Annotated in this window: 21 protein-coding genes; 9 read left to right on the top strand and 12 right to left on the bottom strand. The window is 67.5% G+C overall.

Features of this window, described 5'->3' with window-relative positions; all coding sequences use genetic code 11:
• Window positions 1–54 precede the first annotated feature (54 nt).
• Window positions 55–1,155 (bottom strand): cell division protein ZapE, encoded by a 1,101-nt coding sequence (gene zapE / locus O0K41_RS01010; protein ID WP_164221953.1) that lies wholly within the window; start codon window positions 1,153–1,155, stop codon window positions 55–57.
• Complete coding sequence (locus tag O0K41_RS01005; RefSeq protein WP_049449357.1) at window positions 1,152–1,823, bottom strand: CocE/NonD family hydrolase; 672 nt, start codon at window positions 1,821–1,823, stop codon at window positions 1,152–1,154. Before O0K41_RS01005 ends, zapE begins: the two co-directional genes overlap by 4 nt.
• A 43-nt stretch (window positions 1,824–1,866) precedes the next feature.
• Here O0K41_RS01005 and O0K41_RS01000 point away from each other — a divergent pair, with 43 nt between their 5' ends.
• A complete protein-coding gene (locus O0K41_RS01000; RefSeq protein ID WP_099604899.1) occupies window positions 1,867–2,724 on the top strand; it encodes an EamA family transporter in 858 nt (285 codons plus the stop codon).
• A 301-nt stretch (window positions 2,725–3,025) separates the two neighbouring features.
• Here the strand turns inward: O0K41_RS01000 and O0K41_RS00995 are convergent, their stop codons facing one another.
• From O0K41_RS00995 to O0K41_RS00985, 3 genes are all read right to left on the bottom strand, one after another.
• Window positions 3,026–4,471: an ExeM/NucH family extracellular endonuclease gene (locus O0K41_RS00995; protein WP_099604898.1), complete on the bottom strand. Its 1,446-nt coding sequence runs from the start codon at window positions 4,469–4,471 to the stop codon at window positions 3,026–3,028.
• Window positions 4,472–4,853: 382 nt separating this feature from the next.
• A complete protein-coding gene (locus O0K41_RS00990) occupies window positions 4,854–5,372 on the bottom strand; it encodes a c-type cytochrome (protein WP_005407662.1) in 519 nt (172 codons plus the stop codon).
• A 204-nt stretch (window positions 5,373–5,576) separates the two neighbouring features.
• Window positions 5,577–6,185: a TetR/AcrR family transcriptional regulator gene (locus O0K41_RS00985; protein WP_005407661.1), complete on the bottom strand. Its 609-nt coding sequence runs from the start codon at window positions 6,183–6,185 to the stop codon at window positions 5,577–5,579.
• A gap of 160 nt (window positions 6,186–6,345) precedes the next feature.
• Between O0K41_RS00985 and O0K41_RS00980 the strand changes: the two genes are divergently transcribed.
• The 3 genes from O0K41_RS00980 to O0K41_RS00970 are packed head-to-tail and all read left to right on the top strand — an operon-like array spanning window position 6,346 to window position 11,154.
• On the top strand, window positions 6,346–7,509 hold the full coding sequence (locus O0K41_RS00980) for an isovaleryl-CoA dehydrogenase (RefSeq protein ID WP_005407660.1): 1,164 nt from the start codon (window positions 6,346–6,348) through the stop codon (window positions 7,507–7,509).
• 10 nt (window positions 7,510–7,519) lie between these two features.
• A complete protein-coding gene (locus O0K41_RS00975) occupies window positions 7,520–9,130 on the top strand; it encodes a carboxyl transferase domain-containing protein (protein ID WP_099606037.1) in 1,611 nt (536 codons plus the stop codon).
• Between the two features lie 41 nt (window positions 9,131–9,171).
• Window positions 9,172–11,154: an acetyl/propionyl/methylcrotonyl-CoA carboxylase subunit alpha gene (locus O0K41_RS00970; RefSeq protein WP_164221955.1), complete on the top strand. Its 1,983-nt coding sequence runs from the start codon at window positions 9,172–9,174 to the stop codon at window positions 11,152–11,154.
• 21 nt (window positions 11,155–11,175) lie between these two features.
• On the opposite strand, the gene O0K41_RS00965 is transcribed toward O0K41_RS00970, so the two are convergent.
• The gene (locus O0K41_RS00965) at window positions 11,176–12,345 is read right to left on the bottom strand and encodes a putative peptide maturation dehydrogenase (RefSeq protein WP_049449346.1); all 1,170 of its coding nucleotides are present in this window, start codon (window positions 12,343–12,345) and stop codon (window positions 11,176–11,178) included.
• 143 nt (window positions 12,346–12,488) lie between these two features.
• Between O0K41_RS00965 and O0K41_RS00960 the strand changes: the two genes are divergently transcribed.
• Window positions 12,489–12,794: an NHLP-related RiPP peptide gene (locus O0K41_RS00960; protein WP_005407656.1), complete on the top strand. Its 306-nt coding sequence runs from the start codon at window positions 12,489–12,491 to the stop codon at window positions 12,792–12,794.
• Here the strand turns inward: O0K41_RS00960 and O0K41_RS00955 are convergent.
• From O0K41_RS00955 to aceB, 4 genes are all read right to left on the bottom strand, one after another.
• Window positions 12,767–15,304, bottom strand: a complete 2,538-nt coding sequence (locus O0K41_RS00955) for a putative peptide modification system cyclase (protein ID WP_164221956.1) — start codon at window positions 15,302–15,304, stop codon at window positions 12,767–12,769. The two genes, O0K41_RS00960 and O0K41_RS00955, sit on opposite strands and share 28 nt — an antisense overlap.
• A 17-nt stretch (window positions 15,305–15,321) precedes the next feature.
• On the bottom strand, window positions 15,322–16,362 hold the full coding sequence (locus O0K41_RS00950; RefSeq protein WP_024956231.1) for a GGDEF domain-containing protein: 1,041 nt from the start codon (window positions 16,360–16,362) through the stop codon (window positions 15,322–15,324).
• 417 nt (window positions 16,363–16,779) lie between these two features.
• Complete coding sequence (gene aceA, locus O0K41_RS00945; protein WP_005407653.1) at window positions 16,780–18,081, bottom strand: isocitrate lyase; 1,302 nt, start codon at window positions 18,079–18,081, stop codon at window positions 16,780–16,782.
• A gap of 64 nt (window positions 18,082–18,145) precedes the next feature.
• Complete coding sequence (gene aceB / locus O0K41_RS00940) at window positions 18,146–19,768, bottom strand: malate synthase A (protein ID WP_164221958.1); 1,623 nt, start codon at window positions 19,766–19,768, stop codon at window positions 18,146–18,148.
• Between the two features lie 110 nt (window positions 19,769–19,878).
• On the opposite strand from aceB, the gene O0K41_RS00935 reads away from it, so the two are divergent.
• Window positions 19,879–20,847 carry a LysR family transcriptional regulator gene (locus O0K41_RS00935; RefSeq protein WP_024956234.1) on the top strand — a complete coding sequence of 323 codons (969 nt, stop codon included), beginning with the start codon at window positions 19,879–19,881 and terminating at the stop codon, window positions 20,845–20,847.
• A 324-nt stretch (window positions 20,848–21,171) separates the two neighbouring features.
• Entirely contained in the window at window positions 21,172–22,089 is a 918-nt protein-coding gene (locus O0K41_RS00930) for a LysR family transcriptional regulator (RefSeq protein ID WP_005407650.1), read from the top strand.
• Between the two features lie 129 nt (window positions 22,090–22,218).
• Here O0K41_RS00930 and O0K41_RS00925 read toward each other — a convergent pair whose 3' ends face one another.
• Together O0K41_RS00925 and lepB are read right to left on the bottom strand one after the other, a co-directional pair.
• Window positions 22,219–23,475, bottom strand: coding sequence for an MFS transporter (locus O0K41_RS00925; protein WP_164221960.1), 1,257 nt, complete (start codon window positions 23,473–23,475; stop codon window positions 22,219–22,221).
• Between the two features lie 124 nt (window positions 23,476–23,599).
• On the bottom strand, window positions 23,600–24,226 hold the full coding sequence (lepB, locus tag O0K41_RS00920; RefSeq protein ID WP_005407648.1) for a signal peptidase I: 627 nt from the start codon (window positions 24,224–24,226) through the stop codon (window positions 23,600–23,602).
• A 175-nt stretch (window positions 24,227–24,401) separates the two neighbouring features.
• Here lepB and O0K41_RS00915 point away from each other — a divergent pair, with 175 nt between their 5' ends.
• Window positions 24,402–24,803: a hypothetical protein gene (locus tag O0K41_RS00915; RefSeq protein ID WP_164221962.1), complete on the top strand. Its 402-nt coding sequence runs from the start codon at window positions 24,402–24,404 to the stop codon at window positions 24,801–24,803.
• A gap of 3 nt (window positions 24,804–24,806) precedes the next feature.
• Window positions 24,807–25,253 carry a 3-dehydroquinate dehydratase gene (locus O0K41_RS00910; RefSeq protein WP_004153636.1) on the top strand — a complete coding sequence of 149 codons (447 nt, stop codon included), beginning with the start codon at window positions 24,807–24,809 and terminating at the stop codon, window positions 25,251–25,253.
• The last annotated feature ends 161 nt before the right edge of the window (window positions 25,254–25,414 follow it).

Genomic DNA, 25,414 nt, shown 5'->3' with positions numbered 1-25,414 from the left:
CCCTTCTCCCGATCATTGCCGGCCCGCGGCCGGCAACGCACGCCCGCAGGCCCCTCACGCCCGGTGCGGGGTGCCCAGGTACTCGGCGCTCTGCATCTCGATCAGGCGCGAGGCGGTACGCTCGAACGCGCCCTGCAGGCGCTGGCCGGTGTACAGCTCCACCGGCGAGGTGCTGGCGGTGCAGACCAGGTTGACGTGGCGGTCGTACAGCTCGTCGATCAGGTTGACGAAGCGGCGCGCGGCATCTTCGTTGAGGCGATCGAACGCCGGAATGCCGCCCAGCAGCACCGTGTTGAACTCGTGCGCGATCTCGATGTAATCCGAGGGGCCGCGCGGGCCCTCGCACAACGCGGCGAAATCGAACCAGGCGATGCTCTTGCCACGGCCGCGGACCGGGATCTTGCGGCCCTCGATCTCGATGTTGCCGGTCTTGGCCGGCTGGCCGCCGCTCAGCTCGTTCCAGCGCGTGGCCAGCCATTCATCGCTGTCGGCAGCCAGCGGCGCGCGGTACACCGGCGAGCGGGTCAGCGCGCGCATCCGGTAATCCTCGGTGCCCTCGGCGTACAGCTCGACGCAGAAGCGCTGCAGCAGGCCGATGGCCGGCAGGAAGCTCTCGCGCTGCAGGCCGTTGAGGTACAGGTTCTCCACCGCGGTGTTGGAGGTGGTGACCAGGGTCACGCCTTCGGCAAACAGTCGCTCCAGCAGCCGCGCCAGCAGCATCGCGTCGCCGATGTCGGTGACGAAGAACTCGTCCAGCGCCAGCACGCGCAGGTTGCTGCGCCATTCCTGGGCGATCTTCGCCAGCGGGTCGCTCTGGCCCTGGTGCTCGCGCAGGCGCTCGTGGACGCTGCGCATGAAGCGGTGGAAATGGGTGCGGTACTTCTGCTTGATCGGCAGCCCGTCGTAGAACAGGTCGACCAGGAAGGTCTTGCCGCGGCCGACGCCGCCCCAGAAGTACAGGCCCTTGACCGGCTCGGGCTTCTTCCAGAACGAGGACAGGCGGTCCAGCCAGCCGTGCTCGGCGCTGTCCAGCAGGCCCAGGTGGATGCGGTCCAGCTCGGCCAGCGCCGCATGCTGGGCCGGGTCGTTCTGCCAGTCACCACGGGCAACCCCTTCCGCGTACCGCTGCGACGGGGTCAGCTCGGTTGCACTCATGCCGCCGCGCCCAGCCAGTGCTTGACGCCGTGGGTCAGCGCGCCGCGCAGGTCGATCAGCTTGCGGTGGAAGAAATGGCTGGTCTCGGGCATGCGCACCAGCTCATGCGGGAAATCCAGCGTGTCCAGCCACTGGTAGACAGCCTGCGGGTCGACGATCTCGTCCTGCTCGCCCTGGATCACCAGCCAGCGGGCCGGCGGTGCGATGCCATCGAAGTCCCAGCGGCCGGCCGGCGGCGCGATCGAGATCAGCGCTTCCGGCTGCAGCTCGCCCGCAGCCTTCAGCGAAACGAACGAGCCGAAGCTGAAACCGGCCAGCCACAGGCGGTCGTCGGGGCGCTGGCTCTGCACCCAGGCAGCCACGGCCTTCAAGTCATCCTGCTCGCCCACGCCGTGGTCGAACTCACCGGCCGACGCGCCAACGCTGCGGAAGTTGAAGCGCACCGTGGCGATACCCAGCTCGCGCAGGGTGGTGGCGGTCATGGTGACCACCTTGTTGTGCAGGGTGCCGCCCTCGGTGGACAGCGGATGGCAGACGATGGCCACGATCGGCTGCACCGGCACATCGGCCTTGGGCAGGTCGACGACCACTTCCAGCGGGCCGGCCGGGCCGTCCAGTTCGAGGCAGGCGGTTTCGCCGGGGGCGACGGGGAACGAAGGCTTGTGCATGGCACCATGATACCGTCCCCTGCCCCTGCCCTGTGCCCGCCCCATGCTCTACCTGTCTTTGGCCGTGATCTGCAGTGTGCTGGTTTCGGTGTTGCTGAAGGTGGCCGGACGCCGCCAGCTGGATGTCGCGCAGATGGTCACCTGGAACTATCTGGTGGCCGCGACAATGACGGCGGTGGTGCTGCAGCCGCCGCTGGATGCACTGCGCGCACCGCATGCGCCGTGGCTGTCCTTGCTGGCACTGGCGGTGGTGCTGCCCTCGATCTTCCTGGTGCTGGGCCGCGCGGTCGCGGTGGCCGGCATCGTCCGCAGCGATGTGGCGCAGCGCTTGTCGCTGCTGCTGTCACTGGCGGCGGCCTTCCTGTTCTTCGGCCAGACCGCAACGCCGTGGAAGCTGGCCGGACTCGGCCTGGGCCTGCTGGCGATGGTGGCGATCAGCCTGCGCCCGCGCGGACCGGCGGTGGCGTCCTCACCCGGTGGCTGGGGCTGGCTGCTGGGCGTATGGGGCGGCTTCGCGGTGGTGGACGTGCTGCTCAAGCAGGTGGCGCTGTCCGGCACGCCGTCGATGGCGGCGGTACTGGCCAGTTTCAGCGTGGCCTTCGGGCTGATGCTGGCGCTGCAGCTGTGGCGGCATTTCAGTGACCGCAGCCGGTTGGCCTGGCGCAACCTCGGCGCCGGCGCGCTGCTGGGCCTGCTCAATGGCGGCAACATTCTTTTCTATGTGCATGCGCACCAGGCAATGCCGCAGAGCCCGGCCACCGTGTTCGCCGGCATGAACATCGGCGTGGTGGTGGTGGGTGCGCTGGTGGGCGTGTTCGCCTTCGGCGAGGCGACCACGAAGTGGAACCGCGCCGGCCTGGCGCTGGCGGTGCTGGCGATCGGGTTGATCGCCTGGGGGTGAGCGTTGGTTGCGGCGGGCCATTTCCGCGCCCGCGGTGGGATGTCACTTTTCTTTTCGCGCGAAAAGAAAAGTAACCAAAAGAAACGCGCCGCCAGCCGCGAGCCGGTGCTGTGCACCGGTACCCTGCGCTTCTCGATGAACCAGGGGACGGCGCCGAACTCGCTGCGCTCAAACATCGGCGCCTCTTCGCCCCTGATTCACCTGCGATGCTCGGCTCGCTTGAAGACGGACTGGAAGATCAAAAGCAACGGCAGGATCCGTGCCGATCAAGGTCCCTCCCAGAGCAGATCCCCGCCGAACCTTATCTGTCGAAACCCAACAACAGCGGGTCGTGGTCGGAGCTGCGCCACGGGCCCTGCACGTTGCGGCCCTGGTAGCCACTGGCGTCCTGTTCGTCGGCATTGCTGTGCCACTCGGCGGCACCGCGCAGGCGCTTGGCCATGCCCGGGCTCAGCAGCGCGTGGTCGAGGCGGCCGGTATAGCCGTTGTAGACGTAGCTGTAGGGATGCTCGATCTTGGCGACCTTGAACGCGTCCTGCCAGCCCAGGTCATGCAGGGTGCGGATCGGGTCTTCCATCGCGTAGGCATTGAAATCGCCGAGCAGCACCGCGTCCTTTGCACCGGTACCGGTCGGGTCGGTCTGCAGCCAGGCGTGCAGCTGCTGCGCCGAGGTCACGCGGGTGGCGTTCCAGCAGCCCTGGTTGTCGTTGTGGTCGGCGTCGGCACCGGCGGCGTCGCGGCAGCCCTTCGACTTGAAGTGGTTGGCCACCACCACGAACGGCGCGCCCTGCTTGCCCTGGAAGGCCTGCGCCAGCGGCACGCGGCTGTGCTCGACGAACGGGCCACCGGTCAGCGTGGCCGGCTTGCCCACCGGCTGCAGGCGCGCGCTGCGGTAGATGATGCCGACCCGGATCGGGTTGTCACCGGGGCCGTTGCCCGCGTCGACAAAGCGCCAGTCGCCCTGCGCGCCACGGTCGCGGTTGAGCGCATCGACCAGTTCGGCGATGGCCGACTGCGGGCCGTAGCCGTCGTTCTCCAGTTCCATCAGCGCGGCGACATCGGCGCCCAGCGCGTTGACCGTGGTGACCAGCTTGGCCACCTGCGCCTTGTGTTCCTCCAGCGTGCGTGCGCCGCGCAGGGTCGGGAAGCCACCGCCCTGGCCGTCGCCGTTGAAGAAGTTCTCCAGGTTGAAGGCCGCCACATGCAGGCTGCCCGGCACGGTCGGCACCGCCGGGCGCTTCAGCTCCGGCAGCTTCAGCGCGCCTTCGACCTGCAGGCGCGGATGGCCCTGCGCGTCCATGCGCACGATGCCCTGCACATCGCGCAGCTGCATGCCGGTGCGCAGCACCGGGTTGCCCGGCAGGTAAGCCACGCTGGCCGGGTCGCGGGCATCGCCGCCATCTTCCAGCACCAGGCGGCGGCGCTGGTTGTCGGCCATCACCTGCTCATAGCCGGCAGTGCCCGGCGTGGCCACTTCGGTCGGCTGCCAGAGGCGGCCATCGAAGGCCACGGTGAGCTGGCCGAAGCGCTCCAGGCCGTCGGTACCGGCCAGGGTCAGCGGTGCGGCGATGCGCACGCGCTGGCCATCCAGTGCACGCCAGTCGGCCGGCGCGGCGGTCAGCACCACGGTGGCGCTGCTGCGCGCAGCGGAGGGCGACGCGGCCGGTGCGGCCTGCGGCTGGGCCTGGGCAAAGGCACCGGCCGGCAGCAGCAGGGACAGGGCAAGGGCGAGGGAACGGCGGCGCATCGACGGGCGACTCCATGGAAGAGGCGCACAGACTAACCTTGAAATGCGAAACCCCAGCGACGCGCGCGGTTTTGGCCTTGGCCCGCAAAGCCGCCGGCGGCGGATGGAGAACGACCGCGGCGATTGGGGCGACCGGCGGGTAGAGTCGACTGTTAATCGACTATCGCGCGCAGCGCGGGCTTTTTCGGTGGCGTTGGGAAGAGCAGTCGACCAACAGTCGACTCTACCCCCTTCCCGCGGTTCCGCCATCCCGTTCGGCCGTTCCATGTTCCGCGGTTCCGCCATCCCGTTCGGCCGTTCCATGCTCCGCGGTTCCGCCATCCCGTTTGGCCGTTCCATGTTCCAACGTTTCCGCCGTTTCGCGGTTTGGCCGTTCCGGCGCCTACTTCAGGTTGCCCAGCATCCAGTCCACGGTGGCGTGGATCTGTTCCTCGGTCAGCGCCGGGTTGCCACCCTTGGGCGGCATGATGCCGCCATCCGGGCCGGTGTAGCCCTCGATGGCGTGCTTGTAGAGGGTGTCCTTGCCCTGCGCGATGCGCTTGTCCCAGTGCGAATGGTCCAGCGTCGGCGCCATGCCCACGCCGGTGGTGTGGCAAGCGGTGCACAGGTTGTCGAAGATGACCTTGCCGTCCTTGGTGCCGCCGTAGGCCACCTGCGAGGCGGCCTTGGCCAGCGCGGCGGCCTTGGCCGCAGCCTGCGCGGCGGCGCCGGTGCTGCCGGCATAGACCGCGCCGGTGGGCGAGATGCGCTGTTCGGTGCGCTTGGCCGCAGTCGGCGACACCTCGGGCGGAATCCGGGTGTGGATGTAGGCGGCTAGGAGGATGAGGCCGAGGGTGATGGTCGCCAGCAGCGCGATCACCATGGAGAAGCGTTTCAGGAACTCCAGATCGTAATTCCGCACTCTTCGTTACCCCTGGCTGATAGTCGTTGGACCACGGCTGAGCGACTGCGTGATGGACCGAGTATAGAACGCGCTTTGCGTGCGACAACAGGCGTCACCGCTGGTGCGGCGCAACATGCCGGGGGCTGGGGTCAGATCCCTTTTGCGGCGCAGAAGGGATCTGACCCCAGCAACAGAAGCCGGCCAGCGGCCGGCTCTACCACGTTACCGGGCGCCGATCGCGCGCAGGCAGAAGCTGCAGATCGCATCCACCAGCGCGTCTTCGTCGCGGTGCGCTTCGCGGCTGGGTGCGGTCGGGCCGACCATCGCCTCGGTGAAGGCGCCGACCAGGCAGGCGGCGGCCACATGCGCGTCCTGCGCCGGCAGCTCACCGGCGGCCACGCCCTCCTCCACCAGCCGCAGGAACACGTCGCCGAAGGCGCGACGACCACGCATGCGCTCAGCCTCCACGTCCGGATCGACCGGTTCGACGATGAAGGCATGCGCCAACCCCGGCCCGGCCAGGGCGCGGCGAACGAAGGCGGTGATCGCCAACCGCAGGCGCTCGCTGGCCACCTCCGGACCACTGGCGATGCGCTCCATGATCGCGACCTCGTGGGCCACCGCGGCGTTGAGCACCTCCACGAACAGCTCGGCCTTGGACGGGAAATGGCGATAGATCAGGCCGGTGGATACCCCCGCCTGGGTTGCCACGGCGGTCACCGGGGCGTTGCGCCAGCCGCCGGTGGCGACCAGCTCACGGGTGGCCAGCAGGATCCGTTCACGGGCCCCGGCCAGGCGTTCTTCCATCAGTGCAGAGCGTTTGTAGGCCATGTTTTGATTCTGGTTTCAATTTTTGAATTTGTATTCACTTCTTATCCGAACCCCGCTACGCTGGGTCCAATCGCCCGTGCGGGCAGCGGTCCTGCAGACCGCCGCCCGCTCCCCCGCCGGGTGCGTCCATTTCCTGCCATCCCGTCGTGGAGCCACCACAATGCACGTGCCATCCCTGAACTTCGACCTTGGCGAAGACATCGACCTGCTGCGCCAGAGCGTGGCCCATTTTGCCGCCGCCGAGGTCGCACCGCTGGCCGCCGAGGCCGATGCCAGCAACCAGTTCCCGCTGGCCCTGTGGCCGAAGCTGGGCGAACAGGGCCTGCTCGGCCTCACCGTGGAAGAAGCATACGGCGGCACCGGCATGGGCTACCTGGCCCACGTGGTGGCGATGGAAGAAATCTCGCGTGCCTCCGGCGGCATCGGCCTGTCCTATGGCGCGCACTCCAACCTGTGCGTGAACCAGCTGCGCAAGAACGGCAACGAAGAACAGAAGCAACGCTTCCTGCCCGGCCTGTGCGACGGCAGCCTGGTCGGCGCGCTGGCGATGAGCGAGCCGGGTGCCGGTTCGGACGTGGTGTCGATGAAGCTGCGCGCCGACAAGCGCGGCGACCGCTACGTGCTCAACGGCAACAAGATGTGGATCACCAACGGCCCGGATGCCGACGTGCTGGTGGTCTATGCCAAGACCGACATGGACGCCGGCGCCAAGGGCATCACCGCGTTCCTGGTCGAGAAGGGCATGAAGGGCTTTTCCACCGCGCAGAAGCTGGACAAGCTGGGCATGCGCTCCTCGCCCACCTGCGAGCTGGTGTTCCAGGACTGCGAAGTGCCGGAAGAAAACGTGCTGGGCCAGGTTGGCGGTGGCGTGCGCGTGCTGATGTCCGGCCTGGACTACGAGCGCGTGGTGCTGTCCGGCGGCCCGCTGGGGCTGATGGCCGCAGCGATGGACGTGGTGATGCCGTACGTGCACGAGCGCCACCAGTTCGGTGAGGCGATCGGCAGCTTCCAGCTGATCCAGGCCAAGATCGCCGACATGTACGTCGGCCTGGGCGCCTGCCGCGCCTACGTCTATGCCGTGGCGCGCGCCTGCGACCAGGGCCGCACCACCCGCCAGGACGCCGCCGGTGCCATCCTGTACGCCGCCGAGAAGGCGACCTGGCTGACCGGCCAGGCGATCCAGATCCTGGGCGGCAACGGCTACATCAACGAATACCCGACCGGCCGCTTGTGGCGCGACGCCAAGCTGTATGAAATCGGCGCCGGCACCTCGGAGATCCGCCGCATGCTGATCGGCCGCGAACTGTTCCAGCGCACCCTGTAAGGCCACCGCGATGACCGTCCTGAACAGCCAGCTGCAACCGGGCAGCGATACCTTTGAAGCCAACCGCGCGGCCATGCAGGCCGTGGTTGACGATCTGCACGCCACCCTGGCGCGCACCGCGCTGGGTGGCAGCGAGGCCGCGCGCGCCAAGCACACCGCACGCGGCAAGCTGCTGGTGCGTGACCGCATCGACGCCCTGCTCGACCCCGGTAGCGCCTTCCTCGAAATCGCGCCGCTGGCCGCGCATGGCATGTACGAAGACGCCGTGCCGGCCGCCGGCGTGGTGGCCGGCATCGGCCGGGTGAGCGGCGTGGAGTGCGTGATCGTGGCCAACGATGCCACGGTCAAGGGCGGCACCTACTATCCCATGACGGTGAAGAAGCACCTGCGCGCGCAGGAGATTGCCGAACAGAACCACCTGCCGTGCATCTACCTGGTCGATTCCGGCGGCGCGTTCCTGCCGCTGCAGGACGAAGTCTTCCCCGACCGCGACCATTTCGGCCGCATCTTCTACAACCAGGCCAACCTGTCGGCGCAGGGCATTCCGCAGATCGCCTGCGTGATGGGCAGCTGCACCGCCGGTGGCGCCTACGTGCCGGCGATGAGCGACGAGACGGTGATCGTGCGCGAGCAGGGCACGATCTTCCTCGGCGGCCCGCCGCTGGTGAAGGCGGCCACCGGTGAAGTAGTGACCGCCGAGGAACTGGGCGGCGCCGACGTGCACACCCGCATATCCGGCGTGGCCGACCACATGGCTGACAACGATCTGCAGGCACTGGCACGGGTGCGTGCGATCATCGCGCAGCTGAACTGGCGCAAGCCGGAACCGGCGATGGCGGTGCAGGCCAGCGAAGAACCGCTGCTGCCGGCACACGAACTGTACGGCGTGATCCCGGCCGATACGCGCAAGCCCTACGACGTGCGCGAAGTGATCGCGCGCCTGGTCGATGGCTCGCGCTTCGACGAATTCAAGCCGCGCTATGGCGCAACGCTGGTCACCGGTTTCGCCCATCTGAATGGCTACCCGATCGGCATCATCGCCAACAACGGCATCCTGTTCTCCGAGTCGGCGCTGAAGGGCGCGCACTTCATCGAGCTGTGCACCCAGCGCAACATTCCGCTGGTGTTCCTGCAGAACATCACCGGCTTCATGGTCGGCCGCAAGTACGAACAGGGCGGCATCGCCAAGGACGGCGCCAAGCTGGTGATGGCGGTGGCCTGCGCCAAGGTTCCCAAGTTCACCGTGGTGATCGGCGGTTCGTTCGGCGCCGGCAACTACGGCATGTGCGGCCGCGCGTACTCGCCGAACTTCCTGTGGATGTGGCCGAACGCACGCATCGGCGTGATGGGCGGCGAGCAGGCCGCCAGCGTGCTGGCCACGGTCAAGCGCGATGGCATCGAAGCCAAGGGCGGCCAGTGGCCGGCTGCGGAGGAAGACGCGTTCAAGGCGCCGATCCGCGACCAGTTCGAGCAGCAGGGCCACCCGTACTACGCCAGCGCGCGCCTGTGGGACGACGGCGTGATCGATCCGGCCGACACCCGCCGGATGCTGGCCCTGGCGCTGTCGGCCAGCCTCAACGCCGCCCCGCAGCAGACGCGCTTCGGCGTGTTCCGCATGTAATCCATGCCATGACCGAGCACGCTCCCATGAAGCCCGTTGCCATGTTCACCAAAGTCCTGATCGCCAACCGTGGCGAAATCGCCTGTCGCGTCATCGCCACCTGCCGCCGCCTCGGCATCGCCACCGTGGCGGTGTATTCCGATGCCGACCGCAACGCGCGCCACGTGCGCCTGGCCGACGAAGCCATCCGCATTGGTCCGGCCGCCGCGCGTGAGAGCTACCTGCGCGGCGATGCGCTGCTCGACGCGGCACGCGCGACCGGCGCGCAGGCCATCCACCCCGGCTACGGCTTCCTGTCCGAGAATGCCGACTTCGCCGATGCCTGCGCCGCCGCCGGCATCACCTTCATCGGGCCGCCGGCCAGCGCGATCCGCGCGATGGGCGACAAGAGCGCGGCCAAGGCGCTGATGGCCAAGGCCGGCGTACCGCTGACCCCGGGCTACCACGGCGACCAGCAGGCACCGGACTTCCTGCGCACGCAGGCCGACGCCATCGGCTACCCGGTACTGATCAAGGCCAGCGCCGGTGGCGGTGGCAAGGGCATGCGCAAGGTCGAGCGCAGCGAGGACTTCGTCGATGCGCTGGCCAGCTGCCAGCGCGAGGCGGCCTCGGCGTTCGGCAACGACCACGTTCTGGTCGAGAAGTACGTCGAGCGCCCGCGCCATATCGAGATCCAGGTATTCGGCGACAGCCACGGTGACGCGGTGTACCTGTTCGAGCGCGACTGCTCGGTGCAGCGCCGCCACCAGAAGGTGCTGGAAGAAGCGCCGGCCCCGGGCATGAGCGCGGAACGTCGTGCTGCGATGGGCAAGGCGGCGGTCGATGCCGCGCGCGCGGTGGGCTATGAAGGTGCGGGCACGGTGGAGTTCATCGCCGGCCCGGACGGCGATTTCTACTTCATGGAAATGAACACCCGCCTGCAGGTCGAGCACCCGGTCACCGAGTACATCACCGGTACCGACCTGGTGGAATGGCAGCTGCGCGTGGCCTCGGGCCAGCCGCTGCCGCTGCGCCAGGAGCAGCTGGCCATCCACGGCCACGCGATCGAAGCGCGCCTGTATGCCGAAGATGCCGACCGTGGCTTCCTGCCCTCCACCGGCACCCTGCGCCGCCTGCGCCTGCCAATCCCGTCGGCCCATGTGCGCGTGGATACCGGCGTGGAGGAAGGCGACAGCATCACCCCGTACTACGACCCGATGATTGCCAAGCTGATCGTCTGGGACGTGGACCGTGATGCCGCGCTGCGCCGCATGAGCCAGGCGCTGGCCGACTGCCAGGTGGTAGGCGTGACCACCAATGCCGGCTTCCTGCGCCGGCTGGTGAATACCGGTTCGTTCGCGCACGCCAGGCTGGATACCGCGCTGATCGAACGCGAACAGGCGGCATTGAGTGCAGTGGGCGAAACGGATGATGCCCTGTGGCAGCTGGCCGCCGTGGCCGCGGTTGCTGGCACTGCCGGTGCCAGCACCGACGCGCGCGACCCGCATTCGCCATGGCAGGCCCAGGATGGCTGGCGCCTCGGCGCATCGGCACCGCGCGTGCTGCCGCTGCAGCAGGGCGAACGCAAGCACACGCTCAAAGTGTGGGCACAGGCCGATGGCTGGCGCGTGCAGCGCGATGACGCCGCGCCGGTTCAGGTGATCGGCACAGCCGATGCGCAGCATCTTACCGTACAGCTGGGCGAGCGCCGCTGGACTCTACAGCTGCTGCGCGACGGTGACCAGCTGTATCTGTTCGGCGCCGATGGCCAGCACCGTTTCACCCTGCATGATCCCGTGGGCGAATCAGACCACGCCGTGGCCGATGCCGGCAGCCTGCTGGCACCGATGCCGGGCAGGATCGTCGCCACGCTGGTCGCCGCCGGTACCGAGGTCAAGCGCGGCACACCGCTGGTGGTGCTGGAAGCGATGAAGATGGAGCACACCCTGCAGGCACCGGCGGATGGGACGGTGAAGGGCTATCGCGCCAAGGCCGGCGACCAGGTGGGTGATGGCGCGGTACTGGTGGACTTCGAAGCGGCGTGATGCAGCAGAGGCCGCGCGGGGTCAGCCCGCGCGGTCTTCAAGGTTCCAGATCGTGCCTGCCGGGTCCAGTTCGCTGGTCGTCATCCGTGATGCACGCCATCCGAAACCGCAGACCGCGAGTACCCCCTCGTTGATCGTGTCCAGGCCCAGGGCACGTTCGATGGGCTTTTCGTTGATCGCTGCAGTAATGAATGCTCCCAGGCCGGCATCCGTGGCCGCCAGGTACAGCGTCTGGGATAGATGTCCCGCCTCCATCGCGACAACCCGATAGCTTTTCCCATGCTGGCGATACTTCCAGTACGTCCTGTTGAAACGCGGGGCCAGGACCACCAGCACGTGCGCATCCGCGAACCAGTGCTGCTGCCCGACCATGGACATCACGAAGTCGCGATCGATGGCCACGGGGCAATCAACCGGCATCAGTCCGTGGCCCTGCGCTCGATAGAGGTACATGCCCGCGGCAAGTCCATCGACATTGCGCACCAGCACGTAGGCTTCCACAGGATGCAGTCCGCCGCCCGAAGGGACGTTCTTCTTCAGGAACACCAGATCATCGCCTTCGCGCTGGCAGCTGCTGCTGCCGAATGCCCGCTGCAGCATCTGGCTCAGCAGGGGCAGCGGCAGTGATCGGGTGACATCGAAGTTCCGGCAGGTGACGCGCCGCGCCAGCAGTGCGTCGAAATCGTTGGACTGCTGAGGCGGCAGTGGTACCAACCCAGCGTCGGCAGCGGCAGCGTGCGGTGGCGGCGGTCCCAACGTCCTGCGCATCTGCGAGGCCGTTTCGATCTGTGATTCACGCATGTTGCGAACGGCGTCAACATCCTCCCAGCGTGAGAAGGCATGCATGACCGCAGCCAGGGGATGCCAATGCGTTGCACGCAGCCGCTCGTCACGAGCGGCAACATCGTCATCCTGCCCCCGGGTCAACACCAGGCCACTGGCGATCAGCAGGTCCATCGCGGGTGAACAGGCCTCCCCTGCCTCAAGCGTGGTCCATGCACTTGGGCTCAGGCTTCCCAGCAGTGCCTGTGCCGCAGCGTCCAGCACCACCGGTCCATCCAGGTGGGGGGCGAGTGCCTCCCAGGCAAGCGTGCGCACCAGCCCATCACCACCGCGCAGCAGGCCCTCAAACTCGAACCGGATCTGCTCGGTGGGCTGTACCACTACGATCGCGCAGCGCCTGACATCCATCGGATCAGCCCTTCCTTCATCGTGAATCCACGTTATCGAACCGCGACCCGATTCCTTTACATCTCCCGCTCTACCCTCTCAAGAACCGCTTGGCCAAGCCGACATCACCACTGCCCCTCGACACTCCATGGATGCAGGACACAATGCCCACGTTGACGCTCTCGCTGCCGGTCGCAAGGACGCTGGTTCAGCGCCTCGCCACCGATGACACCTTCCGCCAGCTCTTCGCCACCGACACGGCTGCCGCGATACTGCTGGCTGGACACGTTCCATCCAACCCGGCTGACCTTCAGCAGTTCGTCCAGGATTGCTGCAAGAACATCTGCCTGGCGGAGAAAGACGTCATCGCACAGGCCGAAGAGCAGATCATCGCCATGCTGACCAGTGGTACCGGCTACTCCGTGCCGATGCTTGAGGACGGTTACGGCTCGCCGCGCACGCTGCGCTGAGGCATCGAGGCCATGGTGTCGGCAGCCTCGATTGCCGGCGTCGCCATGAGCCTCCGCACATCCACTACGTTAAGCGCCTGCAGGCAGAAGCTGCATTGCGCTTCTGCATATGCAAATCCGGGGCGATCACGCAGCCAACGCGTCTGCTCCTGGGCAACATCCTTCAGGCCCGCCTCCAGCGCCAGGTCACGCACTGCCAGCCGCACCTGCAGGCGTGGCTGCTTCTTCAGCAGCGGTACGAGCAGGTCCAGCCCGGCCTGGGGTCGGCCCTCATGCTGCATCATCCGCCCGGCCAACAGGGTGACGTACTGGCGCAACACGCTGCTGTCAGGGAGATCCTGAAGCGCGTTCATCCGGGCCTGGACCGCCTTGGCCGGTGCGGCATCGCCCAGTCTCAGTGCCAGCAAGGCTGCTGCGTGTGCTGCAACCAGGCGATCCACTACCTCCACCGCGGGTTCGCCGCTCAGCTCTGCGAACGGCGCGGTCGCGGCCACGCGCGCCACCATCAGCGCCTTCGACCTTCTGCCGGCCATCATGTAGGCGACGGCCAGGGGCATGTCGAAGTTGTACCGATCCATGCCCTGGCGCTGTCCGGCAAGCATCCTTCCCTGTTCGGCGAGCTTGATGGCGCCCTCGACATCGCCTTGGTCAAGCGCAATCGTGGTAGCGAAATTGCCAGCATGGAAGTTGCCTGGATCGATCCGCCCAAGCAGCGCATTGGCCTTCTCGAACTCGGAACGCGCTGCCGCTACCGTCGCCTGGCGCATCAATGCACCTTCCCAACCATTGCCGGCGGCACGACTGAACGCGATGTCAGCCTCTGCGTAGCGCTCGCTGGCCAGCAAGGCGCGGCCGTACTGGTCCTGCGCGATCTCAGGCAGTTCGACCCTGCTTTGTGCAACACGCCTGGAAAGCGCCAGGGCCTCGGCAAGGCGGTTCTCGTGGAAAAGATTCAGACCGGCGTTGTAGCTTGCAGGCATGTAATCCGGATACAGCTCCGCCATGCGCGCCCAGCCATCGGTGGCGCGATCCGGATCACTGATCTGCAGCGCCCAGTTCTGCACGTACAGGCGCTCGCGTGGCGTAAGGTGCCCTGATCGACGGTCGGCCTCTGCCAGCAGACGCCGGGCATCGCGGTAATTCATCATGGCGAAGCGACAGCGGGCTTGGCCCAGCCATGCCAGGGCGAACTCAGGATCGACCTCGATCGCCTGCCCGAAGAACGCCATCGCGCCGTTGAAATCTCCTCGGCTGTAGCGCTTCTGGCCCAAGGCAAACGCACGCAACGCATCCATGCTGCCCGTGGTCACCTCCGGCAGGGATTGGCTGTCGCGCTGGATCAATGTGGGCTCTTCGCCCAGGCGATCGCGTAGCTGGCGCGAAACATCGTCCACCGCCGCCAGTACCGCACCCGCCTTCGCATCGGCGGATACCACGGCCAGGGTGCGCAGCGTCGACGGCTCGACCACCTCCACGCTGAAGCGGGTTCGGCCGCCGACATCGGTCGCCGATGGCACGAACACCAGGCGGGCGCCCGTGCGCACCGCCACAGCGGCGGCATCGCCACGTTCACGGACACCGCGATCCGGCGGTTTCCGCATCATCTCAAGGGTGCGGCCGACGCGGTCGTCACTGACTACGTTGACGTAGCGGGACTGCTCGAGACTGATCCGGAACGCCTGGTCCAGGGCGTCATCGAGCAGTCGATTGCCGGTGAGGTTATGCAGCCCGCCAAGCACCACCCAGTCGCGTTCGGCGAACGCGATGGCCGGCTGTGGCCGGGTCAGCAACCAGACGCCAAGCACCGCGGCCAGCAGTACGGCGGCCTGCGCCGCCATCGCCAGCGGACGGCGCCACAACGGAAGATCACGCCGGGCCTTGGTCGTGTGCCGCAGCCGCCCCGGGGTGGGCATGCCCGCCGCCTGCACGCCGTAGACTTCGGCTGGCTGGCTCACGCCCTTGAAGCGCCATCGCCCGAACGATCGCCATTGCAGGCCTTCAGCCATCGCGCCCAGCGACCCACTGGAGCGACGCACGATGGATTCGGCCACCGCCGAAAGCAGGATCTGGCCCGGACGTGCCAACTGCATCAGGCGCGCCGCCGTCGGCTTGGCCAGGCCTTCGACTTCAATCGCCTTGGCGCCAGCCCGCACTGCCTCGGCGCTGTTCTCCCAGGTCAGCACATCGCCCACATGCAGACCGGCCCGCGCCTGCAGATGGATCTCGTGTCTCTGCCCCAGCGGCTGCAGCCCACGCTGGTAATCCAATGCGAAGCCAAGCGCGTCGATCGGGCGCTCGAACAGCATGAACAGCCCGTCGGAGCGATCGATCAGCTGGCCGTTCCAGCGCTGCTGCAGCGCCAGCACCAGCCGGTCGTGTTCCTGGAACAGTTCGGCGGCAGCGACATCGCCGATGCGTTCGACCAGCAGCAGCGAGTCACACAGGTCGGTGAACAGCAGGGCGCGCAGTTGCTGGTTGTGCGGCGCCGACGTTCCGTTGTCGCCATTCATCGCCTCTGTCTCCCGATCTAGGGTGAGTCCACTGCGTCTGCCCAACGCAGGCAGTTGCCACCATCACGCTTGGCCTGGTACAGCGCACGATCCGCGCTGGCGTACCACTCGCTCCAGCCCGCATCCGGGTCCAGCAGGCTGGCGCCGATGCTGACCAGGCTGACGTGCGGCGTGCCGTGGCTGCGCTCGAGCAGGCCGTGTACCGCGCTGAGGATGAACTCTGCCGCGTGCTGCACGATCTCGTGGTTGCCACGACGCAGGATCAGGCAGAACTCGTCACCGCCGAGCCGGCAGGCCAGGTCCTGCTCACCGGCCATCGAGCGCAGGATGTTGCCCATGCTCTGCAGCACGCGATCGCCGGCCTGGTGGCCATGGCGGTCATTGATCTGCTTGAAGCGGTCGCAGTCGATGAGCAGCAGCGCCTGCGGCAGCCCACTGCCATCGGCGCGGCATTCCTGCAGGTACAGGGTGAGGCCACGGCGGTTGTGCAGCCCGGTCAGTTCATCGGTACGCACCAGTTCACGGGTGTGGGTCAGCTGGTGGGTAGTGATGTACAGATTGTCCAGCGCGGTTTCCAGATCATGGTTGCGCCGGCGCAGCTGGCTGATCAGCGCCTGTTCGTTGGTCAGCACGCGCATGATCGTGCGGCGCAGGAAGTAGGCGACCAGGCCCGGATCGGATTCCACCAGACGATGGAAGTCGGCGGGCCCCAGCTCAAGCACCTCGCAGTCCACCAGGGCGCGCGCACTGGCGCTGCGCGGGTGATCACCCACCAGCAGGCCCAGCTCACCGAAGAACTCCTGCTGCCCGAGGGTCTTGATCACCAGGTCCTCGCCGAAATCCAGTTCGATCTGGCCTTCCAGGATCACGTACATGCGCTCGCCACGGTGGCCACGCTGGAACAGCCACTGCCCGGCATGAAGCTTGCGTGGACGGGCAAATCTGGCGAACAATGCGACCTCGGCATCGGACAGCAGCGCATGCACGATCTCGGCCATCGCCACCCGGGCGATACCTGACGTCACATCACTGTTCTCGGCCGCACCCCTGCCGGTCATTCCCTGCACCCGCCGCCAGCGTCCCCTGGTGAGCCGCGGAGCATAGCACCGCTTTAAAATGTGCGCCCTATCTCATTTTGAGCCGTGTGGTCCGCTTTCCCGATGTGAAGGCGCACGGTGGCCGTTCTGCCCGCCACGGTCCAAGGAAAAGTCGTTCCGGATCAATCTGATGGCCACCTTCACAGGGTTTCGGCCAAGTTGCCGGACTGTGGGGTGCGCTGGATTGACGCTGCATGCGTTCATCGCGTTTCCATCGATACAACAACGCCGGCAGGTCCCCCGACCGGCCGGCGTTGCCTGGCCCTTCCCTGGCCACCCTGATCGGATTCGCGCCCACGGTAGAGCTGGCCGCTGGCCGGCTTCTCCGTAGTGCACGAAGGCGCACGTGGGTGCCGGCCAGCGGCCGGCACTACCGCATCACGCGGCGCGTTCGCTGCGCCCGCCGTGGAACTGCTCTTCTTCGGTCGAGCCGGTCAACGCGGTGGTCGAGGACTGGCCCTGCTGGATCGCCTGGGTCACGGCATCGAAGTAGCCGGTGCCAACCTCGCGCTGGTGCTTGACGGCGGTGAAACCACGCTCGGCGGCTTCGAACTCGGCTTCCTGCAGTTCCACGAACGCGCTCATCTGGCGGCGTGCGTAGCCGTGGGCCAGATTGAACATGCCGTAGTTCAGCGCGTGGAAGCCGGCCAGGGTGATGAACTGGAACTTGTAGCCATAGCTGCCCAGCTCACGCTGGAACTTGGCGATGGTGGCGTCGTCCAGGTTCTTCTTCCAGTTGAAGCTGGGCGAGCAGTTGTAGGCCAGCAGCTTGCCCGGGAACTTCGCATGGATCGCCTCGGCGAACCTGCGTGCGAATTCCAGGTCCGGCTTGCCGGTCTCGCACCACACCAGGTCGGCGTAGGGCGCGTAGGCCAGGCCACGGCTGATCGCCTGGTCCAGGCCATTGCGGGTCTTGTAGAAGCCCTCGACGGTGCGCTCGCCGGTGGTGAACGGGCGGTCGTTGCCGTCGATGTCACTGGTCAGCAGATCCGCGGCCTCGGCATCGGTGCGCGCGACCAGCAGGGTCGGCACGCCCAGCACGTCGGCGGCCAGGCGTGCGGCGTTGAGCTTCTCGATGGCCTCGCGGGTCGGCACCAGCACCTTGCCGCCCATGTGGCCGCACTTCTTCACCGACGCCAGCTGGTCTTCGAAATGCACGCCGGCGGCGCCGGCCTCGATCATCGCCTTCATCAGTTCGAAGGCGTTGAGTACGCCGCCGAAACCGGCTTCTGCGTCGGCCACGATGGGCTGCAGGAAGTCGATGTCATCCTTGCCTTCGGCGTGGTGCAGCTGATCGGCACGCAGCAGCGTGTTGTTGATGCGCTTGACCACCGCCGGCACCGAATCGGCCGGGTACAGCGACTGGTCCGGGTACATCTGGCCGGCCAGGTTGGCGTCGGCCGCCACCTGCCAGCCGGACAGGTAGATCGCCTTCAGCCCGGCCTTGACCTGCTGCATGGCCTGGTTGCCGGTCAGCGCACCCAGCGCGTTGACGAACTCGCGCTCATGCAGCGATGCCCACAGCTTCTCCGCACCCAGGCGGGCCAGCGAATGCTCGATGTGGACGGTGCCGCGCAGGCGCACCACGTCGGCGGCGCTGTAGTTGCGCTGGATGCCTTCCCAACGCGGGTTGGTATCCCAGTCGTGCTGGATCTGTTCGGCAGTGGGCAGCTTGCTCATGTCTTTCTCCAGTTCGGTTCGTGCGTGCAACGGGGAGGGAAACGGCGGGTTTGCGGGCAGTCGGTCAGTCGATGCGCGCGTAGGCCGGCAGGGTCAGGAAATCGGTCAGTTCGTCGCTGCGGCTCAGTTCGCCGAGCAGGGCGATGGCCTCGCCGATGCGTGCGCCACCGGGCAGCGCGGCGGTATCGCCCAGCCGTGCCGGCAGCTGCGAGAGGGTGGAATCCAGCAGCGCGAGGTCGATCGCGGTGCCGTCGTCCAGCTGCTGGCCCGGCGTGTGCAGCCACTGCCACAGCTGGCTGCGACTGATCTCGGCGGTGGCCGCATCCTCCATCAGGTGGTGGATCGGCACGCAGCCGTTGCCATCCAGCCAAGCGGCCAGGTAGCGCACGCAGACTTCCACGTTGCCTTCGAAACCGGCGCGGGTGATGGTGCCCGGCGGCCGTGCGATCAGTTCGTCGCGGCCGACGCGCACGTCCTGGCGCAGCACGCTGTGCTGGTTCGCAGCGGGCATGTGTTCGTCGAAGATCGCCATCGCCACCGGAATCAGCGCCGGGTGCGCAACCCAGGTGCCGTCATGGCCAGCGGTGACTTCGCGCAGCTTGTCGGCGCGCACGCGGGCCATCGCCTGTTCGTTGGCGGCGGCATCGTTGTTGATCGGAATCTGCGCGGCCATGCCGCCCATCGCATGCGCACCGCGGCGGTGGCAGGTCTGGATCAGCAGTTCCGAATAGGCCTTCAGGAACGGCTGGGTCATGGTCACCTGGCCGCGTTCGGGCAGCACGCGGTCGGCGTGGCGGCGGAAGGTCTTCAGGTACGAGAAGATGTAGTCCCAGCGCCCGCAGTTCAGGCCGACGATGCGGTCACGCAGCGCGTGCAGGATCTCGTCCATCTCGAACACCGCCGGCAGCGTTTCGATCAGCACCGTCACCTTGATCTGGCCATGCGGCAGGCCGAGCATGCCTTCGATGTGCGACAGCGCGGTCTCCCACAGCGCCGCCTCTTCCATGCTCTGCAGCTTGGGCAGGTAGAAGTACGGGCCGCGGTCCTTCGCCTGCAGGGTGCGGGCGTTGTGGAAGGCGAACACCGCCGCGTCGAACAGGCCACCGGCCAGCGGCTGGCCGTCGATGGCCACGTGCTTTTCGTCCAGGTGCCAGCCGCGCGGGCGCACGATCAGCACCGCCTGCTCGTCGTACGGGCGCAGGCTGTAGTGCTTGCCATTTGCAGCGGTGAATTGCAGGTCACCGCGCACCGCCGCCGCCAGCGACTGCTGGCCGGCCAGCAGGTTGCGCCAGGTCGGCGAGGTCGAATCCTCGAAGTCGGCCATGAACACCTTGGCGCCGGAGTTCAGCGCGTTGATGACCATCTTCGGGTCGGTCGGGCCGGTGATCTCGACGCGGCGGTCCTGCAGCGCGGCCGGCAGCGGGGCAACGCGCCAGTCGCCGTTGCGGATCGCGGTGGTGTCTTCACGGAAGTCCGGCAGGCCGCCCTGGTCGAAGAACGCCTGGCGCTCGCGGCGGGCCTGCAGCTGTGCCTGCCGGCCCGGCTCCACCGCGCGGTGCAGCGACACCAGCAGGGCCAGCAGCGGCGCCGGCAGCACGGTGTCCTGGCCGGCCACGCGGGTCGCCAGGGCGATGCCGGGGGTAGCCTTGCTGGCAGGGGTGGGAACAGCGGAAGCGACGGCGGACATGGGGCGACTCCAGCGGTGGGGGAACGACTCCACGGTGCCGCTGGGCAGGAGTATTTGGCAAAACAGTTTTTGCAATGCTTTACATAACTTGTGCTAATACTTGTGACGCCATGACCACGCGCCCCTCGCCAAGTCCTCGTTTTTCCTACAAATCCGACCGGTTGAAGCCGCTGCGCGCGTTCTGCCAGACCGTGCGCCTGGGCTCGGTCTCACGGGCGGCTGAGGCACTTTTCGTCAGCCAGCCGGCGATCAGCCTTCAGTTGCAGGCGCTGGAACGGGAGCTGGGGGTGCCGCTGTTCGAGCGCAGCGGGCGCCGCCTGGTGCCCAGCCGCGAGGGCCAGCTGCTGTATGAAATGGCGCAACCACTGGTGGAAAACCTGGACGGGCTGGAGGCGCGCTTCCGCGACAAGGTGCGCGGCCTGGATGCGGGCGAACTGAACATCGCCGCCAACAGTTCCACCATCCTCTACCTGCTGCCGAAGATCGTCGAACGCTTCCGCCTGCATCACCCGGACGTGCGTCTGACCCTGCACAACGCGATCAGCGCCGACGGCACCGACCTGCTGCGCGAGGATGCCGCCGACCTGGCGATCGGTTCGATGACCGATGTGCCGGCCGACCTGAGCTACGCCCCGGCCTACCGCTTCGAGCAGGTGCTGATCGCACCGCACGATCATCCGCTGGCCAGTGGCGGCGAGCTGGAGCTGGCCGACATCGCGCGCTATCCGCTGGTGCTGCCGCCGAAGCGGCAGATCACCTACCGGCTGGTGGACCAGGTGTTCCAGCGCCACCGCATCGCCTACACCGTGGCACTGGAGGTCGGCGGCTGGGAGGTGATCAAGCAGTACGTGGCGATGGGCATGGGCATTTCGATCGTGCCGGCGCTGTGCCTGAACGAGGCCGACCGCGAGCGGTTGGCGGCGCGATCGATGAAGCGCTGGTTCCCAGAACGCAGTTACGGGGTGATCGTGCGCCGGGGCAAGGCGCTGTCGGCGCAGGCGCGGGCGTTCATCGAGCTGATCCAGCCGGAGTTGTTCAGCCCACGCGATTACGACCAGAGCGGGCATTCGGAGCGGTGAGGGGTGTTCTGGTTTGCAGGGCTGCCGCCCTGCACCTGCAGAGGCCGAAGCAACGGCAACGTCAACGGCAACAGCGGGCATTCCGTGGGATGGCGGGGTGGGTCCGGTTGTGGGGGACGCCGTAAACCCGTCCATGAAGTGACCCCCGAGGCTTGGTCGCGGCATCCATGCCGCTCACACCCCCGCAACCGGACCCACCCCGCCTTCGACAGTTGGTTGCTGCTGTTGGTGCCAGCTGCTGTTGGTGGGTGCCGACCGTTGGTCGGCACGGGATCGGATCCCATCTCTGATTCATTTCCGGCTGACGATGAATAAACTGGCCGCATGTCCATCGAACTCCGCCACCTGCGTTACTTCCTCGCTGTCGCCGATACGCTGCACTTCGGCCAGGCGGCGGAGCGGCTGGGCATGTCGCAGCCGCCGCTCAGCCAGCAGATCCGCCAGCTGGAGGACCTGATCGGTGCGCGCCTGTTCGTGCGCAGCCATCGTCGTGTGCAGCTGACGCCTGCGGGCGAGCTGCTGCAGGAACGTGCACGCGCCATCGTGCAGCAGGTGGAAGCGGCGGTGGACGAGGTACAGCGCGCGCAGCGCGGTGAGCAGGGTGAACTGCACATCGGCCTGACCCGCGCCACGCCGCTGTCGCCGCAGATTCCGCGTTCGATCCTGCATTACCGCCAGCAGTATCCGCAGGTGCGGCTGCAGCTGAGCGAGATGAACACCCTGCAGCAGATCGACGCGCTGCTCGACGGGTCACTGGACGTGGGCATCATCCGCAAGCGTGCGCTGCCGCCGGAACTGGTGGCGCACAGCCTGTTCGTCGATCCGCTGGCGTTGATCGTGCATGCCGACCATCCTGCCCTGCGCAGACTGTCGAAGCAGGGCACGCTGTCGCTGCGCGACTTCGCGCAGGAGCCATTCGTGGCGTTCCGCCGCAGTGCCGGTGCCGGCATCCACGACCACATGATCGCGTTGTGCGCGGCTGCCGGATTCACGCCGCGCATCGTGCAGGAGGCGGGTGAAGCCTCGACGCTGATCAGCCTGGCCGCCGCAGGCCTGGGCGCCGCGATCCTGCCGTCTTCGTGCGATCACATCCGGGTGGAAGGATCGCGCTTCGTGGCGCTGGCCGATGCCGGTGCCCATTCGGAAGTGCAGCTGGCGTGGCATCGCGAACGGGTAACCCCGTTGATCCGCAATTTCGCCACGCTGCTGCGCGGGGCATTCGCCGGTAGAGCCGACTGTTAGTCGACTATCGCGCGCAGGGCGGGGTTTTCGCGATCTGATGGAAGAGCAGTCGACTAACAGTCGACTCTACCTCGGCAAACCCGCCACACCGTGGTTGCCGGCCAGCGGCCGGCACTGCCGTGCGTTGGGTCACGCCGTGACCGACTGTGGCGCGCGCTGCTGCAGCGTCCAGACGATGCCACCGCCGATCAGGGTCAGCGCGGCGGCGAACGCACACACGCCAAGCCAGTCCCAGGCTGCATAGGCCAGGCCACCCACACCGCCCAGCACGCTGGACCCCAGGTAGTAGGCGAACAGGTACAGCGCCGAGGCTTCCGCACGCATCGCACCGGCGCGGCTTCCAACCCAGCTGCTGGCCACGGAATGACCACCGAAGAAGCCGAACGTCACCAGTGCGATACCCAGCGCCATCGTGCTCAGCCACGGCATCGCCAGCAGCGCGATGCCGGCGCCGATCAGCGCGAACGAGATCGACAGGATGCGGCCGCGTCCGTAGCGCGTGGCCTGCTGGCCCATCCACGCCGAACTGAAGGTACCCACCAGATAGACGCTGAAGATCAGCCCGACCACGGTCTGGCTGAGATCGTAGGGCGGCGCCAGCAGGTGATAGCCCAGGTAGTTGTAGAGGGTGACGAACACGCCCATCAGCACGAACGAGGTGGCGAACAGCCACGGCAGGCCCGGGTCGGCGAACAGCATGCGCCAGCGCGACGGCAACTGGCGCAGGCCATCACGGCGGGGCTGGAAGTGACGCGACGGCGGCAGCTGCAGCCACAGCAGCACGGTGCTGGCCACGGCGATGATCGAGACCACGCCGATGCCCCAGCGCCAGCCCCAGTGATCGGCGATGATGCCGGCCAGCAGGCGCCCGCTCATGCCACCGATGGCGTTGCCGCCGATGTACAGGCCCATCGCCAGGCCCAGCGCACGGCTGTCCATTTCCTCGACCAGGTAGGTCATCGCCACCGCCGGTACGCCGCTCAGCGCCAGGCCAAGCAGGGTGCGCAGCACCAGCAGCGTGGTCCAGTCGTCCACCAGCGCGGTGCAAAGCGACAGCATGGCCGACGCCAACAGCGCAACGATCATCAACGGGCGACGGCCGACCGCGTCGGACAGCAGGCCGGCCAGCAGCATCGCCACCGCCAGCGTGCCAGTGGTCAACGACAGCGACATCGCGCTGCCGGCGGCGGACACGCCGAAGTGACGGCTGAACTCGGGCAGCAGCGGCTGCACGGTGTACAGCAGGCCGAAGGTGGAGAAGCCGGCCAGGAACAGCGCCAGCGCGGTGCGGCGGAAGGCCGGGGTGCCCTGCTGGATGCGAGTGTCGGTGCCGGTATCGAGAGTGGAGGGACGGCCTTCAACGGCCGCCGCAGTTTCGCCAGTCATGGAATCGAAGGGCCGGTGGGGACGGCCGGGCGTGGGAGGGAACGGGCCTCAGACTAGGCCCGTCCATCCAGTCGATCCATAACCTGATAAGTCAGGATTGATACTCAAGAAGTATCAATTAAGCTTACAGGCGCTGCCACTCGAAACCGTCGCCGCGGCGGTAGTACACCGCCACCGCACGGCCGTAGACCTTGTCGGCATCTACGAAGCCGAAGAAGCGGCCATCGAAGCTGTTGCCACGGTGGTCACCCAGCACCAGCACCTTGCCGTCCGGCACCACCAGGTCGGCGATGTCCGGGCCGCCCCCCATGTCCAGATCGAGGCTGGCACGGCGTTCACCGAAGGCTTCCACATCCTGCAGGTCCGCGGTCTGCAGCGGCTGGCCGTTGATGGTCAGGTGCCCTTCGTGCAGCTGCACATGGTCACCGGCCACTGCGGCAACGCGCTTGATCAGGCGGGTGCCGTCGGCTGGCGAATCGAATACCGCCACTTCGCCGCGCTGCGGCGTGCCGGTGGACATCAGCTCCCTGCTGGTGAATGGCAGGCGCAGGCCGTAGGCGCGCATGTCCACCACCACCCGGTCGCCGGGCTGCAGGGTCGGCTGCATCGAACCGCTGGGCACCACGTAGTGGTTGGCGAGGGTATCGCGGGCGGCGGCGAGCAGGCCGAGCATCACCAGCAACGGCAGCGCCTCCTTTTTCAGCCAGGCCAGCGCGCGATCAGAAAAGGGAGGGCGGGCAACGGCGTCCATGGCAGGCTCCGGGTGGGTGGTAGCTGCATCAGACCACACATGGGGGGAGAGGTTCCCGGTAGCGCCGGGTTACGCAGGTTTTACGCGCGGGACCGGCCGCGGGCATCGCACCTTTACGGCCAGCGCGCGCATCGTGTGCCCACCGCGCCACAGGGCGCATTCCGCAAGGTGTTGTATGACCCTCCTGGTGATCCGCCACGCATCTTCGTCCGCGCCGCGCCCGCAATTGCCGGCGCAGCTGAGCGGCCATCGCGTACTGTGCAGCGACTGCGCCAGCCTGTCCGAAGTGCGCCAGTGCCTGTGCCAGCCGCAGGCGCGTTCGGCCGACTGGGTGCTGCTGGATGTCGGCGTGGCCGACGAGGCGCAATGGCAGGCCGAGGGCGGTGCGCTGCAGGCGGCGCTGGAACGGCTGCCGGCGCAGTACATCGAGTTGCAGGCACCCAGCGAGCCCGGCCTGGAGTCGCGCCTGCGACTGCAGCGTGGCCCCGCGGCGGTGGTCATCGACCAGCGCAGTCAGCAGGCCGGTTACCCGTTGTCGCTGGCCATCGTCGGCCGCCGCCTGGCGCAGGAGGGCTGAGCGATGTCGATCTTCATCATCCGTGGCCCGGAAGCCGCCGGTGCATTGATCCGCACGGCGATGCCACTGCCGGCGCCGGTATTGAAGTCGCTGGTGCACCGGGCGATCGACGCCGGCACCAGCGTGGCGATACGCGCCTGCGGCTCGGAACAGGAACTGCTGGACGCCCTGCGCGTGGCCGACCACAGCCGTGGCGAGGTGACGCTGCTGGACCCGGGTGCGTGTGCCAACAGCCTGCGTCTTCAGCGCCTGCTGCCCTACCTGCACAACGCCTACGTGGAAGTACATGACGACGGCGCGGTGGCCGAGCCGTGCCTGCCGGCCGGTGTCGGCCAGCGCCTGGGCATCGCCGCCGGGTACGGTGCGCAGAGCTATGTGCTGGCGCTGGACATCGCGCTGGATCACCTGGGATTGGCCGAACAGGCCAATCGCGTGCACGTGGGGACGTGATGGCCGGGCTGTGCCCGGCACCCGGTAGTGCCGGCCGCTGGCCGGCAACCTCTACAGCAACAGCAACAGCCAAAGCCGGTTTCCTGGGGGAAGGCGGGGTGGGTCCGGTTGCGGGGGACGCTGCAAGTACGTCCCTGTGAGCTTGGCCGCGGCATCCATGC

Source organism: Stenotrophomonas sp. Sm2128, assembly GCF_030985535.1.
Taxonomy (GTDB): Bacteria; Pseudomonadota; Gammaproteobacteria; order Xanthomonadales; family Xanthomonadaceae; genus Stenotrophomonas; species Stenotrophomonas maltophilia.
This window is presented reverse-complemented; position numbering and strand designations above follow the sequence as displayed.